The 15,051-nt window shown below is 73.5% G+C and carries 6 protein-coding genes and 1 tRNA gene; 3 read left to right on the top strand and 4 right to left on the bottom strand.

Translation table 11 applies throughout. The features are described from left to right. Positions 1 to 58: 58 nt before the first annotated feature. The 4 genes from ACW9J6_RS26460 to ACW9J6_RS26445 all read right to left on the bottom strand — a co-directional run bounded on the left by ACW9J6_RS26460 (position 59) and on the right by ACW9J6_RS26445 (position 12,187). A complete protein-coding gene (locus ACW9J6_RS26460) occupies positions 59 to 1,426 on the bottom strand; it encodes an aminotransferase class I/II-fold pyridoxal phosphate-dependent enzyme (RefSeq protein WP_457119335.1) in 1,368 nt (455 codons plus the stop codon). Positions 1,427 to 1,801: 375 nt separating this feature from the next. Next, positions 1,802 to 9,259, bottom strand: a complete 7,458-nt coding sequence (locus ACW9J6_RS26455; RefSeq protein ID WP_457119334.1) for an SDR family NAD(P)-dependent oxidoreductase — start codon at positions 9,257 to 9,259, stop codon at positions 1,802 to 1,804. A gap of 347 nt (positions 9,260 to 9,606) precedes the next feature. Further along, the gene (locus ACW9J6_RS26450; RefSeq protein ID WP_457119333.1) at positions 9,607 to 9,843 is read right to left on the bottom strand and encodes an Lrp/AsnC ligand binding domain-containing protein; all 237 of its coding nucleotides are present in this window, start codon (positions 9,841 to 9,843) and stop codon (positions 9,607 to 9,609) included. Between the two features lie 118 nt (positions 9,844 to 9,961). Continuing rightward, positions 9,962 to 12,187: a glycosyltransferase family 2 protein gene (locus tag ACW9J6_RS26445; protein WP_457119332.1), complete on the bottom strand. Its 2,226-nt coding sequence runs from the start codon at positions 12,185 to 12,187 to the stop codon at positions 9,962 to 9,964. A gap of 168 nt (positions 12,188 to 12,355) precedes the next feature. Here ACW9J6_RS26445 and ACW9J6_RS26440 point away from each other — a divergent pair. The 3 genes from ACW9J6_RS26440 to ACW9J6_RS26430 form a co-directional block, all read left to right on the top strand. Further along, positions 12,356 to 12,430 (top strand) — tRNA-Val (locus ACW9J6_RS26440). 268 nt (positions 12,431 to 12,698) lie between these two features. Then, the gene (locus ACW9J6_RS26435; protein WP_457119331.1) at positions 12,699 to 13,142 is read left to right on the top strand and encodes a DMT family transporter; all 444 of its coding nucleotides are present in this window, start codon (positions 12,699 to 12,701) and stop codon (positions 13,140 to 13,142) included. 53 nt (positions 13,143 to 13,195) lie between these two features. Continuing rightward, positions 13,196 to 15,051, top strand: a 1,856-nt coding sequence (locus ACW9J6_RS26430) for a glycoside hydrolase family 15 protein (RefSeq protein WP_457119330.1), incomplete at its 3' end; no start/stop codon positions are given.

Below are 15,051 nucleotides of genomic sequence, written 5' to 3'. Positions count from 1 at the left end.
CGGCGTTAGGTGCTGGCGAAGACCTGGGTCCCGAATGAGGCCGCAGCGCGGCGGCGCCTCAGCTCCGCCGCGCCATCAGCCGCTCGACCAGCGAGCCGCCCCGGTTGAGTTCCTCCAACTCCTCGGCGAGTGCCGCGACCGTGAAGCGGATCTGCTCGGGCGTGTGCTCGGAGGTGAGGAAGAAGCGCAGGCGCGAGGAGCGCTCGGGCACTGCCGGGTGGATGATCGGCTGCACGTTGACGCCGCGCTTGAACAGCCGGTCGGACAGCGTGACCGCCTTGAGCGAGTCGCCGATGATCACCGGCACCACGGCGAGTCCGAGGCTGGTCCCGGTGTCGAGGCCGCGGCTGCGCGCCTCCGACAGGAACAGGGTGCCGTTGCGGCGCAGGCGCTCGACCCGCTCCGGCTCGCGGTGCATCAGGTCGAGGGAGGCCGCGGCCGCGGCGGCGAGCGGTGGGGACAGGCCGACCGAGTAGACGAAGCCGCCGGCCGTGCATTTCAGGAACTCGACCAGCGGCGCGCAGCCCGCCACGTAGCCGCCGCAGGACGAGAGCGTCTTCGACAGCGTCCCCATCCAGATGTCGACGGAATGCGGGTCGACGTCGCAATGCTCGTGCAGGCCGTGGCCGTTGCGCCCGAGCACGCCGAGGCCGTGCGCGTCGTCGACCATCAGCCAGGCGCCGTAGCGCTCCTTCAGGGCCACGAAGGCCGCGAGGTCCGGCGCGTCGCCGTCCATGCTGTAGAGGCCCTCGATCACGATGAGGGCGCGGCGATGCTCGTGGCGCGTGGCGTGGAGCAGGCTCTCCAGCGCCGCCACGTCGTTGTGGGGGAAGCTGCGGCGCTGGGCGCCCGAGAGCTGCGCTCCGGTGACCACGCTGTTGTGGATGAGGGCGTCGTGATAGATCACGTCGCCCGCCTCCATGAGCGCCGCGATCGTGGCGACGTTGGTGGCGTGGCCGCTCACCATCACCACGCAGGACTCGGTCCCGTAATGGGCCGCGAGCGCCCGCTCCAAGGCGAGATGGCCCGGCCGCTCGCCCGCCACCACCCGGCTCGCCGAGGCGGAGGTGCCGAAGGCGGCGAGCGCCGCGGCGGCGGCGGCGTTGACCTCCGGGTGCCCGTTGAGCCCCAGGTAATCGTAGGACGAGAAGTTGGTGAGCGTCTCGCCGTCGATGCGGGTCGTGGCGCCGGCCTTGGCGTCGTGGACGCGGAAGAACGGGTTGCCGAGCCCGATCAGCTCGGCGGCCGAGCGCTGGAGCTTGAGTTCCTTGTAGCCCGGCAGGCTCTCGAAATCCTGCGCCGGGACGAGGGCCGGCTTCGGCGCGGGCCGGTTCGCGGCCGGGCGGGCCGGTGCCTTGCCGAGGCGGGCCGTCACGAAGCCCGCGAGGGCTTCGCGTCCGCCGGAGGGTTTGGTCGAGCTGGTCATGGGGGCGGTGGGGATCCGTGTCGTGGGGTCGTGAGACCGCGTCCGCGAGGGTGACGGGACAAAAGGGGTGTTTCTGAGGCTTGCGGGATGCCGGTGAAAGGGTTTCCGCTGAGATCGAAACTCGCTCTCGGACTCGATCGGCTATCCGTTGAGAGAATTGGGCGCGGGGAACCCCTCTCCCGTGCGGGAGAGGGGCAGGGGTGAGGGTCCAGGTGGTTCAGCAAGTATGCTGACGTGTCCCGCTGCCAGCACTGCCGTCCAGCCAGGTTGCGGCATGGTCCGGGGCCCTCACCCCTACCCCTCTCCCGCACGGGAGAGGGGATCCCGCGACTCTTCCGTTCCGCGGCTGTGCAACGAGACGCCGTCGGCCTGTCCCTACAGGATCACCTTGATCTCGCGGCTCTTCTCCTCGACCAGCGCCTGCAGCGGGTCGAGCTGGCTGGCATCCAGGCTCTCCCCGGCATGGCGCTGGGCGAGGCTCATCACCGCCGCCGCGCTCTCGTCCACGGGCGCCGCCACCGCCTGGATCAGCGTGTCGGCGAGTTCGAGCACGGTCTGGCCGCTCGACACGCCGGCCGGCGGCGCCTCCAGGCCGAAGCGCTCCTGCAGGCTCGCGCCGAGCTCGACGCCCATCAGCGAGTCGAGGCCGATCTCCGAGAGCTGCCGCACCCGGCTGAGATCATCCTTCGGCAGCCGCAGGATGCGCGCCACGTCCTCGACGATCGCGTCCGCCACCACCTTGCGGACCTCGTCGATGTCGAGGCTGCGCAGGAGCGCCGGGATGTTGATCGCCGTGACGCCGCCCGCCTCCGTCTGCTGCTCGGAGCCGAGCGCCGCGTAGCTCGGCGCCTTGAGCGTCGCGAGGCGCTCGCGGGCCTTGCCCCAGTGCATGGCGGCGATCGCCAGCACCGCGTCGTCCGGCGCGGGGCCCTGGAGGCTCAGCGCCTCGGCCATCAGGTCGAGGGACTTGCGGGCCGCCACCGGCGTGACGCCGACGCGCTCGGAGAGCGTCTCCATCACGGCGCGGTTGCGGGCGAGCACGCCCACGTCGCCGATCGCGCCCCAGGCCACCGCCAGGGCCGGCAGGCCGAGGCGGCGGCGCTGGCGGGCCAGCCCCTCCATGAAGCCGTTCGCCGCCACGTAGGCGCCCTGGCCCGGATTCCCGATGAAGGTCGTGGCCGAGGAGAACAGCACGAAGTAGTCGAGGCTGCGCGTCCGGGTGAGGGCGTCGAGGTGGCTCGCCCCCGTCACCTTCGGCGCCAGCACCGCGTCGAGGGTCGCCGGATCGATATTCGCGATCAGCCCGTCCTGCAGCACCATGGCGCCGTGGATGATGCCGGCGAGCGGCGGTCCCCCGGCCTCCACGGTGGTGAGCAGCGTTTCCACCGCATTCCGGTCGGTGATGTCGCAGGAGAGGGTGCGCAGGTTCACCCCGCGGGCCGTGAGCTCCGCGATCGCGCTCAGCGCCTCCTCGCTCGACGGCGCCTTGCGGCCGACGAGGACGATGTGTGTTGCGCCCTGATCCGCGAGCCAGCGCGCCGCCTCGATGCCGAAGCCGCCGAGGCCGCCGGTGATCAGGTGGCTGCGGTCGGGGGCCACCGCGAAGGGCCGGCGGGCCTCGGCCGCGACCGTGCCGGACTTCGGCGGCGCGATCACGATCTTGCCCACGTGGCCCGACTGCTGCATCAGCCGGAACGCGTCCGAGACCTCGTCCGCCGCGAAGGGCTGGAAGGGCAGCGGCTTGAGCGTCCCGTCCGCGAACAGCGCCATTACCTCGCGGAACAGCCGCTGGCCCTCCTCGGGCTGGAACTGCAGCAGCTGGTCGAGGTCGACGCCGAAGTAGGACAGGTTCCGCCGGAACGGCCGCAGCCCGATATGGGTGTTGGCGACGTAGTCCCGCTTGCCGAGTTCGACGAAGCGGCCGAACGGCTTGAGGACGTTGAGGCTGCGCTCCATCGCCTCGCCCGAGAGGCTGTTGAGCACCACGTCGACGCCCTCGCCGGTGATGCGGCGGATGTCGTCCACGAAGCCGAGCGAGCGGGAATCGAGCACGTGCTCGGCCCCGAGCGCCCGCACCAGGGCGCGCTTCTCGGTGGAGCCCGCCGTCGCGATGACGCGGGCGCCCCGCGACAGGGCGATCTGCAGGGCCGCGAGGCCGACGCCGCCCGCGCCGCCATGGACCAGCACCCACTCGCCGGCCTTGAGGCGGGCCAGGGTAACGAGGCCGTAGAAGGCGGTCAGGAAGGCGACCGGGGTCGTGGCCGCGGCCTCCAGGGTCATGCCCTGCGGGGCCGGGGCGACCACCATCTCGGGCACCACCACGTGGGTGGCGAAGCCCGACTGGGCGAAGGCCACCACCGCGTCGCCCGGGGCGACCGCGGTCACGCCCGCGCCCACCGCCGTGACGCGGCCCGCGCATTCGAGGCCGAGCCGCGGGCCGGCGAAGCCGTCCTCCAGGATCTCCTCGGGCAACATTGAGAGCGCCCAGAGCACGTCGCGGAAGTTGAGGCCGGTCGCCGCGACGGCGATCTCGACCTGGCCCGGCCCAGGCGCGACGCGGTCGGCCGGCCCCCAGCGCATCTCGTTGAGGCCGCCGAAGGTGCTGCGCTCCAGCCGCGCGGCGGGCGCGGCGCCCGCCTCGCGGACCGAGCGACGCCCGGTGCCGCCGGCCGCGAAGCGCACCACGCGGGTGCGGTCCTCGTCGAGCACGATCTCGGTCTCGGGGGTGCCCGAGAGGATGAGGTCGCGCAGGCGCTCGGCGGTCCGCTTCGAGGTCAGGCTCTGGGCGAGGTCGATCCGGCGCACGTCGAGGCTCGCGACCTCGTTCGCCAGGGTCCGGGTGAAGGCCCAGACGCCCGCCTCGACGCTGCAGGCCGGCCCGCCGCGGTCGCCGGTGGCGCCGGGGCAGACCACCCAGAGGCGGGTCGGCCGGGTCCCGAGATGCTCCACGCAGCGCTTCAGGGACAGGCAGCGCTCGCCGAGGCGCGCCGCCGGGTCGCCGGACCGGGCGAAGGCGCCCGCGAGGTAGACCACCGTGTCGGGTGTCTCCCGGGCCAGCTCCCGCAGCGAGACCTCGGAATCGAGGATGATCGAGACGTGGACCCCGCTCGCCACGAGGAGCGTCGCCAGCGAGGAGGCCGTCTCGGCCGCGAAATCGTCGTCCGAGCCGATGATGAAGGCGAAGGTCTGGCCCGGGGCGGGCCGGGGCCGCGGCGGCGCCTCCGCGAGCAGCAGGAGGTCGTTGCCGGCCTGCGAGGCGGCGCGGTCGGCCGCGACCTTGACGAGGCCGGCCGCCGAGAGCGCCCGCTGCCAGCCCGCCACGTCGTCGAGCCGGCCGACCGGCAGGTCGGGCTCGCCCTCGAACCAGCCCGGGGTGAGCCCGAAGACGAGGTCGCGGAACAGCGAGGCCGACGGCTCCACGGCCGCGAACAGGCCGCCCGTCGCGAGGCTGGCGGCGAGGCGCCCGAGCAGGTCGCGGTCGCTGCGGTGGAGGACGTCGCTCGCCAGCACCGCGTCCATGCCGGCCTGGGGCAGGTCGGCGGGATCCTCGACCACCGTCACGCCGGACGGCAGCGCGATCCGCGCCCGCTCGGCGAGGCGCCGGTCGGTCTCCAGGATCGTGAGGCGCGCCTCGCAGGCGGCCGCGAAGGCGGCGGCCAGGGCCGAGAGCGGGCCGAAGCCGATCTGCAGGAGCCGCAGCGCCCGGTCGCGGGGGAGCGCCGCCTGAGCGCGCTCCATGAGCCGCATCAGCGTCGCGGCCGAGGCGCGCACGGTGGCGCCGCGCAGCGCGAAGCCGTCGAGGGCGGTCTGCGGCAGCACCGGCGCCTGCTGAAGGGACCCGTCGAGGATGCGCCCCACCACCGCGCCGAGATCGGCGCAGAGGAGCAATTCCGCCGACAGGTCGGGATGATCCGCCGCGATCCAGCGCATGATCTCGTCGGGATCGGGCAGGGTGACGTCGGTGCGCAGCTTCCAGCGCCCGTCGCCCAGCGCCTCCGCGAGGCCGCTGCCTTCCAGCGCCAGGATCTGGTTGACAAACCACGCGCGCAGGGCCTCGGGCAGGCGCGCGGTGGCGGCGAGGTCGACGATGCCGCCCCGGGCAAGGCCGCGGGTGAGCCGGTAGGCCAGAGCAGTCGCCCAGCCCTCCAGCAGCATGTGCCCGGGCGAGAGCGCGGCCTCGCCCTGCGCGATAGCGCCCGGCGCCTGCTTGCGCACGATTGCCGCCACGGAGGGCTGCGGCTCGAGGGGGATCGCCGTCGGCTCGGTGGCGAGTTCCGTCGATTGCCGGATGGCGTAGGCGTCGAGGTCGCCGCCGCCCTTGGCGCGCAGGGCCTGGAACCGGCCCTCGCGCAGGGTGGCGATCACCTCGCCCTCGGCGTCCACCAGGGTGAAGTCGGCCAGGATGCTGCGCTCGTTGCAGCGCCGCGTCCGGATCTGCGCGCGGGCGATCGCGGCGCCCGGGCGCAGCAGCCGCACCTCGCCGAACCGCACCGGCACGTAGGCCTTGCCGGCATTCTCGCCGAGAAGGTCGGCGAAGAGCAGGATCAGCCCGTGGAAGCAGGAATCGAGCCGCGCCGGGACGAGGCCGAAGCGCGGATTGGCCTCCGCCGGCAGCAGCTCGGAGACGATCGTGGTCTCGTCGATCCGCGCGCTGCGCGCCACCTGCCGGAAGCTCGGGCCGAATCCGAGGCCGGAGCGCACGGCGCGCTGGTAGAGCTCCTCGCCGGAGACGGTCTTGTCCTCCGGCAGCGCCACGGCGAGCCGCGGCGGCACCGGCCGCTCGCCCTCGACGATCTTGGCGACCGCGTGGAGCTGCCAGGCCGCCTGGGCGAGGCGGGGGCGCGAGAGGATCTGCACCTGGTTGGCGCCCGGCGCGAACCGCGCGTGGACCTCGCGCAGGGTCTCCTCGGCGAAGACCATCGGCTGCTGGATCTCGACGTCGGCCAGGGTCACGGCGTCGGTGCCGAGATGCTCGCGGGCGACGGCCAGCGCCATCTCCACGAAGGCGGCGCCGGGCAGGATCGCCTGGCCCTCGATGCGGTGATCGTCGAGGTCGGGGCTCGTCGCGATGTCGAGATGGGACATCCATTCGAGCCCGCCCGGGATGATCCGCGCGCCGATCAGCGGGTGGTAGGGCTTCGGGCTCGCCGGGTTGAGGGTCTCGGTGGTCTCGGCGAGGCGGAACGGACGGCGCTGCCAGGGATAGGCCGGCAGGGAGACCGGCCCGGCCGGGTCGCGCCCGAAGGCCTTGGCCTCGTCCACCGCTGCGCCCTGCACGATGGCGCCCGCGAGCGCATGCAGGAAGGGGTCGCGGTCGGACGGCTTCTTGTGCAGCACGCCGAGCGTCGCCCCGTCGATCCCGAGGGGTTCCAGGCAGTCGCCGATATGCGGCAGCAGGGTCGGGCGCGGCCCGACCTCCACGAAGACGCGGGCGCCGGCCTTCGCGGCGGCCTGCACCGCCTCGCTGAAGCGCACCGGCTCGCGGATGTTGCGCCACCAGTAGGCGGCGTCGAAATGCCGGCCCGCCAGCACGTCCCCGGTCACCGTCGAGGCGAGCGGCACGGTCCCGGCCGAGGGGCTGAGGCCCTTGAGGTCGCGCAAGAGCGGCCCCTCGATCGGGTCCATCAGCCGGCCGTGGAAGGCGTAGTCGAGGTCGAGCTTGCGCCCGCGGCGGCGCTTGCGCGCGATCGCCTTCAGGGCGGCGTCGATCGACGCCACCGGCCCCGCCACCGTCACGGCCTTCGGGCTGTTGAGGGCCGCGATGTCGAGGTCCGGGAAGTCGACCAGGAAGGCCTCCACCTCCTCGACGGGGGCGAGCAGCACCGCCATGGTGCCGCGCCCGCGGGTGCTCTCCTGGTGCTTCGAGCGGTTGAAGATCACCCGCACGGCCTGGGGCAGGCTCAGGATCCCGGCCGCCTCGGCCGCCGCGATCTCGCCGACCGAGTGGCCGATGATGAAGCCGGGCTCCAGGCCGACGGCGCGCAGCGCCACCGTGGCGGCGCTCTCGATCGCGAAGATCAGCGGCTGGGACACGCTCGTCAGGGCGAGGCGCTGCTCCAAGTCCTCGGCGAAGAGCGCCTCCTTCAGGGACCAGCCGGACAGGGGCTGGAACAGGGCGTCGGCCTCGTCGAACCGTGCCCGGAAGGCCGGGCTCGTCGCGTAGGCGTCGCGGCCCATGCCGGCCCACTGGCTGCCGTTGCCCGAATACACGAAGGCGACCGGGCCGGCCCGCTCGACCGCAGTGCCGAGCGCGCCCGTCGCCGGGTCCTCCGCGGCGGCCACGGCCCGCAGGGTCTCGGTCACGGCGGTCGGGTCGGCGAGGGGCACGGCGAGGCGCGCGGGCAGGCGCTCGCGGCGATGGGCCGCCGCGGCGGCGATGCGGCCGATCGCGTCGGCGCTCGCGCCCTCCAGGCGCTCCGCGTAGGACTCGGCGAGTTCGTTGAGGGCGGCGCGCGTCTGGGCCGAGACGAGCAGCACCTCCGGGGCGGGGGCCGGCGCGGCGGCGCCCTTCGTGCCGGTGGCGGCGACCTTGGGGTCGCTGGCGGCGGCCTTGGGGTCGGTGAGGATGACGTGCGCGTTGGTGCCGCCGAACCCGAAGGAGTTCACGCCCGCGAACCGCTCCGCGCCCGTGCGGGGCAGGGGGGTCAGGGCGCGGTTGACCGCGAGGTTCAGGTCGTCGAACCGGATGCCGGGATTGAGGGTCTCGCAGTGGAGCGAGGGCGGCAGCAGGTCGTGCTCCAGGGCGAGGCTCGCCTTGAGCAGGCCGGCGAGGCCCGAGACCGGCTCCGTGTGGCCGATATTGGTCTTGATCGAGCCGATCGGCAGGGGCGCGGTGCGGCCGCGGCCGAGCTTGCCGCCGATGGCGCCCGCCTCGATCGGGTCGCCGACCGGCGTGCCGGTGCCGTGCGCCTCCACGAAGGCGAGCGCGTCGAGGGTGATGCCCGCCTCGCGGTAGATCTCCTCCAGGAGCACGCCCTGCGCGTAGCCCGAGGGGAGCGAGATGCCGGTGGTGCGCCCGTCCGAGTTCACCTTCGAGGCGGCGATCACGCTGCGCACGGTCGCGCCGGAGCGCGCGGCGGCCTCGGCCGATTGCAGCACCAGCACGACGCCGCCCTCCGAGCGCACGTAGCCGTCCGCCTTGGCCGAGAAGGCCTGGCAGAGCCCGGTGCGCGAGAGCATCGAGGCGTTCGAGAAGGAGATGAAGTTGAACGGGCTCGCCAGCACGTTCACGCCCGCCACCACGGCCGTGTCGATCCGGCCCGAGGCGAGCGCCGCCACGGCGGCGTCGAGGGCGACGAGGGAGGACGAGCAGGCCGTGTCGAGCGTGAAGCTCGGCCCCTTCAGGTCGAAGATGTAGGAGATGCGGTTCGACAGGATCGACAGCGTATTGCCGGTCGCCGCGTAGGCGTCGCCCGAGGCGCAGTCGAGCACCCGCAGGTTGCCGTAATCGAGGGAGGAGGCGCCCACGAAGACGCCGACCTCGGTTCCGGCCACGGCGGACGGCCGGATCCCCGCATCCTCCAGGGCCTCCCAGGTCAGTTCCAGCAACAGGCGCTGCTGGGGATCCATCTGCTCGGCCTCGCGCGGCGAGATCCCGAACACGCTCGGGTCGAAGGACCAGATGTCGTCGAGGACGCCCGCGGCCCAGGTGTAACTCTTGCCGCGCTCCTGCACGCGCGGATGCCCGAGGCGCTCCAGGGACCAGCGGTCCTCCGGGATCTTCGAGACGGCGCAACGCCCCTCGGAGAGGAGCTGCCAGAGCCCCTCGATCCCCGTGGCCCCCGGCAGTCGGCAGGCCCGACCGATGATCGCGATGTCAGGACGATGTCTCACGTTCGGTACGCACGCTCGCTCGAGGGGGAAGCCGGCGGTATCGTGCCGACGCGGACCTTCCCTAGCCATAATATGCGACCCGAGCCGGGGCCAACCCCCGCGGACCGCCCCCATCAGCCCCGTCCCGCGCTTACGCGAGTGGTGTTGCTCAAGTTCGACAGTGAAGAATTTGTCACGAAAGACGGCACGTTGCCGTCATCGACGGCACTTCGACTGGTTGCTCGGCAATGGACGTGGTCCGTCATCGTTAAGCTCGCCGCGCCCCGTCCCTGTGCTCGCACCACCGTGCACTAATCCGAGAATTCGGGTGGCAATGGGGCAGACCCTCGCCCCCCGGCCGCGAGGCGCTAGAAGGCCTTGAAGGTGATGATCGTCCGCGTGTCCTGGATGTCCGGGATGGTCTGGACCTGGGCGGCCACGAAGTGGCCGATATCGACCCCATCGTCGACGTGGAACTTCGCCAGCACGTCGTAGTGGCCGGCCGTCGAGTAGATCTCGGAGGCGATCTCGCGATCGGCCAGCGCGCTCGCCACCGTGTAGGTGCGGCCGAGCCGGCACTTGATCTCGACGAAGAAGGTCTGCATCCGCCCCAACCCCCGCGGGCGACCCGCCCGGCCCCGCCCGGGCCGGGCCGTCCCCGACGCCCCCTCTATCCAAGCGCCGTCCTGCGGGCAACTCGCCGCGCCGCGCGCCCGGCGCGGCTCACCAGAGGCGGAACTGCGCCTTCGCGCGGGCGAAGTTCGGGTTGTAGTAGGGGTCGTTGCGCAGCTGCGGCCCCCAGCGGTCGAGCATCGTGCCGACCTCCGCCTCGAAGCGGGCGCGCTTCTCGGGGGTGTCCTCCTGGCCGCGGCTCTTCGATTCGTGGTGAACGAGCCGTGCATGGGGCGTCCACACGATGACGTAGCCCGCCCGCCGGACGCGCAGGCAGAGATCGACGTCGTTGAAGGCCACCGCGAGCCGCTCCGCATCGAAGCCGCCGGCTTCCGCGAACACCGCGGCGCGCATCATCAGGCAGGCGCCCGTGACCGCGGAGACCTCCTGGGCCATCACCATGCGGCCGAAATAGCCCGGGTCGTCCGGCCCGATCCCCGGATGGCTGTGGCCCGCCACGCCCCCGGCCCCGAGCACCACGCCCCCGTGCTGGAGGGTCCCGTCCGGGTAGGAGAGCTTGGCCCCGACCGCGCCCACCCCGGGCTCCACGGCGATCGACGCCATCTCGGCGAGCCAGCCGGGCTCCGTCACCTCGATGTCGTTGTTGAGGAACAGGAGGAGCGGGCCGGTGGCCTCCCGGGCGCCGAGATTCGACAGGGCCGAGAAGTTGAAGGCGCCCGGGCTCGGCACCACCCGCACCCGCGGGTCCGCGGCGACCTCGGCGAACAGCGCCCGCGTGGCGGGCTCGCGGCTGTCGTTGTCGACGATGATGACCTCGATATCCGGATAGTCGGTCTCACGGAGGAGGCCGCGCAGGGCGACCGACAGCAGTTCCGCCCGGTCGCGGGTCGGGATCACCACCGAGACCCGCGGCGCCGGGTCCGGCAGGGCGCGCACCAGCCGGTTGAAGCCGAGCGGCCCGCGCTCGGCCCGGTGCGGCCAGCCGCGCCGGGCGATCAGGTCGCTGAGGGCCTGGAGCCGAGCCGCCTCCGCGCGAGCCAGGGCCTTGTCCGAGAAGGTGCCCGAGCCGATCGCGGCGCGCCAGTGATAGAGCACCTGCGGCAGGTGCCGGACCCGCTCGGGGCTCAGCCGGTCGCACAGGCGCAGCAGCAGGTCGTGGTCCTGGCTGCCCTCGAAGCCGGGCCGCAGGCCGCCCACCTCCCGCACCAGGGCGGTGCGGACCACCGTGAGGTGGTTGATGTAGTTCTGCGCGTAGAGGAGTTCCGGGTTCCAGTCGCTCTTGAAGTGCGGCTCGAAGCGCCGCCCCTTGGCGTCGATCTTGTCCTCGTCCGTGTAGATGAGGTCGAGGTCCGGCTCGCGCAGGATCGCCCGGGCGACCTCGAACAGGGCGTGCTCGGGCAGGACGTCGTCGTGGTCCATGAAGGCCACGAAGGGCCCGGCCGCAAGGGCGAGGGCGGTGTTGGTGGCCCGCGCGATGTGGCCATTCTCGGGGCGGCGCACCAGCTTGATCCGCGGCTCCTCCCGGGCGACGCGCTCCAGGAGCCGCGGCACGGCCGGGTCGGTGGAGGCGTCGTCGGCGATGCAGAGTTCCCAGTGCGGGTAGAGCTGGGCGCGGACCGAGCGCAGCGCCTCCTCCAGCACCTTGGGCGCCGGGTTGTAGACCGGCATCACCACGGAGATCAGCGGCGTATCCGTCATGGCTGCCACCTCGGCGCGGATCCGCGCGCGGTCCGCCTCCGTGAGGGTGTCGAAGCAGCGCACCCAGGTGTCGTAGCCGGTCAGCCCGGGGGGCGTGATCGCCCGCAGCAGGCGGTTGCGCGCCCGCACGCGCTTGCCGACCATGCGCCAGACCACCGCCTGCGCGGCGAGGTCGGGCCGGCGGAGCGTGCCGCGGGCCAGCAGGGCGAGGCGGCTCCTGACCCGGATCCGGAACTCGGTGAGCGCGACCTCGGTCTCGCCGAGCATCGGCGTCGCCCGGATCGCCAGGAGCCCGGCGGGCAGGCGGCCGGTCCAGGTGAAGCGCCCGTTGCCGAAGGCGCGCTCGGCGAGGCTGGTGCTCTCGTGCTCGGTCAGGCCCTGCGCGACGGCCGCGAGCTCGACCCGGCTGAAGGAGCCCCGTCCCTCGTCCCGGAAGCTGATCTCGACCCAGCGGCCGCCGAGTCCCGTCTCCTGCACGTCGAGGAGCAGGGCGGCGGCGTCGTGCGGGTCCGGCGCGAAGGCCCGGGTGACTGCCTCGCCCCGCAGCGGCACGATCTCGGCCCGCAGCGGCACCCGGCGGGCCGCGTCCTCGCGCCCACTCTCCGCGCGCTCGCTCATCGCCCTGGCCCCCACTCGTCACACCGGCCGGCCTCCTAGCCCAGGGACCGGCCCACGGGAAGGGCGCCGCCGCCGCCGATCCCGCGCGAGAACCCTCTTGCCACCCCGCCGCGCTGCCTCTATACGGCCTCCCACACCGGAGCCGCCTCCCGCAAGGGCGGCCCCGATGGGCGCGTAGCTCAGCGGGAGAGCACTACGTTGACATCGTAGGGGTCACAGGTTCGATCCCTGTCGCGCCCACCATTCCACTCTCTGATGTCTGCAAGGGCCGCACCGGAAGGGCGGCCTTTCGCGTTTCCGGCATCCGCCCGGTCGAGGGCGGAGCCCGCCGCCTCGCCCCTGCGGACCGGCGCGCGGCGAACCGCCCCGAAACCCGACGCGGCCCGGACAGTTGTCAGCCGTTCGCCAGGGGAGCCGTCCGCATGCCCGACCATATCCCTTCGCCCGCTCCCGCGGCGGCCGGGCCGGCGCGCGCGGGGCGCCCGCGCCGCGGACCTGCCGGCGGGGCGCCATGCCGATCCTGATCGCGGTCGCCGCCGCCCTGGCCGGCATCCTGAACACGGTCCAGAGCGGGGCCAACGCCACCCTGAGCAAGGCGCTCGGTCAGCCCGTGCTCGCCGCCCTGACGGTCACCGGCGTCAACGCGCTCGTGTACCTGATCGCTGCGCCCTTCCTCGGCCTCGGCTGGCCGGGGGCGCAGCGCCTCGGTGGCGTGCCCTGGTGGGCGTGGCTCGGCGGCGCCATGGGCGGGGCCTACGTTCTGGCGATGATCCTCTTCGCCGAGCGGCTCGGCGCCGCGGTCTTCACCGGCATCACGGTCACGGCCGCCATCCTCACCTCGACCCTCCTCGACCATTACGGCTGGGTCGGCTTCGCCACGCACCCGGCCGGCCTCTGGCGCGGTCTCGGCTGCGTCCTGATGGTGGGCGGCCTCGTCCTCGTCTCCCTGTTCTGAGGACCGGGCGACTCGCCCGGGAACCGCCCGCCCCGCCCCCCGCGAGACCGACCGTGACCGACCGCCCGATCGCCGACTACGCCATCATCGGCGACACCTGCACCACCGCCCTGGTGGCGCGGGACGGCGCGATCGACTGGCTGTGCTGGCCCCGCCACGACTCGCCGGCCGTGTTCCTGGCCCTCCTCGATGGCGAGCGGGGCGGCGCCTGCCGGGTGGACCTCGACGGGTTCTGCGACGCGACGCGGCGCTACCGTCCCGGCACCAACATCCTGGAGACCACCCTGGTCACGCGCACGGGACGCGCCACCCTGATCGACTTCATGCCCATCCACCCCCTGCCGTTGGTGCCGGACGAGGGTCCGGACGGCGACGCCCGGGGCCGGCTGGTCCGCCGCCTGGTCTGCACCGAGGGAACGGTCACCGGCCGCTTCGTCGTGCGGCCGACCTTCGACTACGCGCGCGGTGAGGCGCGCGCGCTGGCCGGACCCGACGGGGCGATCCTGTTCCGCGGCGGCGGGGCGGCGATGCGGGCCGCCGCCTCCCTGCCCCTGCGCGCGGCGGCGGATCGGGCCGAGGGGCAGCTCGCCCTCCGGGCCGGTGAGGCGGCCGACCTCGTCCTCGCCTGGGGCGAGGGGAGCGCCGGGCCGCCCTTCGACGCGGCGGCCTCGCTCGCCGCCACCCAGGCCTACTGGGAGGCGTGGTCCGCCCGCTGCACCTACGAGGGACCCCATCGCGCGGCGGTCCTGCGCAGTGCGCTGGTCCTCAAGCTGCTCACGCACGGACCCACCGGCGGGATCGTGGCGGCCGCGACCGCGAGCCTCCCCGAGGCGGTGCCGGGCAACCGCAACTACGATTACCGCTACGTCTGGATGCGGGACGCGAGCTTCACCGTGACGGCCTTCGTCAACCTGGGCTATCGGCGGGAGGCGGCCGAGTTCCTCCGCTTCCTGCGCGAGGCCGGGACCGACCGGGGGCGGCGCCTGCGCCTGCTCTACGCCCTCGACGGTCCGGTGCCGGAAGAGCGCGACCTGCCCCACCTGCGGGGCTGGCGCGGGGTCGGGCCCGTGCGGATCGGAAACGCCGCCAGCACGCAGGAGCAGTTCGACATCTACGGCGAGTTCCTGGTCGCGCTGCACGCCTATCTCGACGCGGTGGACCACGACCCGCCGGTCAAGGTCGACGATCACCTGCCAGAGGTCCTGGCGAACCTCACCCGCCACATCGTCCGGGTCCGCCACGAGCCCGACAACGGCATCTGGGAGCTGCGTCCGGGCCGCAGCCAGTTCCTGCACACCAAGGCGATGCTCTGGGTGGGGCTCGACCGGGCCGTCCGGATCGCCCGGGCCGACCGCCGGCGGCGACTGGCGGATCCCGGGACCGTGGCGGCCTGGGAGCGCTGCGCGGTGGCGATCCGCGCCGAGTACCACGCCCGCGGCTGGAACGCGGCGGCCGGCGCCTACACGATGGCCTACGGCTGCGCGGACCTCGACGCCGTGGTCCTGCGCACGGTGCTGTTCGGCGCCTTCGACCCCCGGTCCGGGCGGATCGCGGCGACGCTCGACCGCATCGGTGAGGACCTCGGCGCGGGCGATCTCCTCTACCGCTACCGCGTGCCGGACGGGCTGGAGGGCCGGGAGGCCACCTTCACGGCCTGCGCCTTCTGGCGGGTCGGCTGCCTGGCGCTGGCCGGACGGGCCGGGGAGGCGAGCGCCCTCTTCGCCCGGCTGCTGGCGCGGGCCAACGACGTCGGCCTCTTCGCCGAGGAGATCGACGCCGAGACCGGCGAGCAGCGGGGCAACCTCCCGCAGGGCTTCACGCACATGGCCGTCATCAACCACGCCGTGCGGCTCGCGGGCGCGATCCGCGAGCCGCACGGCGCCGGGTGGGGGGGGGGGTTGTTTGTTCG

The sequence above is a fragment of the Methylobacterium sp. JK268 genome (genome assembly GCF_054052225.1).
The sequence above is the reverse complement of the archived record's forward strand: the minus strand, read 5'-3'. Positions and strand labels throughout refer to the sequence as shown.

What these genes read in the sequence shown, in the direction of transcription:
- ACW9J6_RS26460 (WP_457119335.1), bottom strand. Translation starts at nt 1,426, where the DNA reads ATGACCAGCTCGACCAAACCCTCCGGCGGACGCGAAGCCCTCGCGGGC.
- ACW9J6_RS26450 (WP_457119333.1), bottom strand. Translation starts at nt 9,843, where the DNA reads ATGCAGACCTTCTTCGTCGAGATCAAGTGCCGGCTCGGCCGCACCTAC.
- ACW9J6_RS26445 (WP_457119332.1), bottom strand. Translation starts at nt 12,187, where the DNA reads ATGAGCGAGCGCGCGGAGAGTGGGCGCGAGGACGCGGCCCGCCGGGTG.
- ACW9J6_RS26435 (WP_457119331.1), top strand. Translation starts at nt 12,699, where the DNA reads ATGCCGATCCTGATCGCGGTCGCCGCCGCCCTGGCCGGCATCCTGAAC.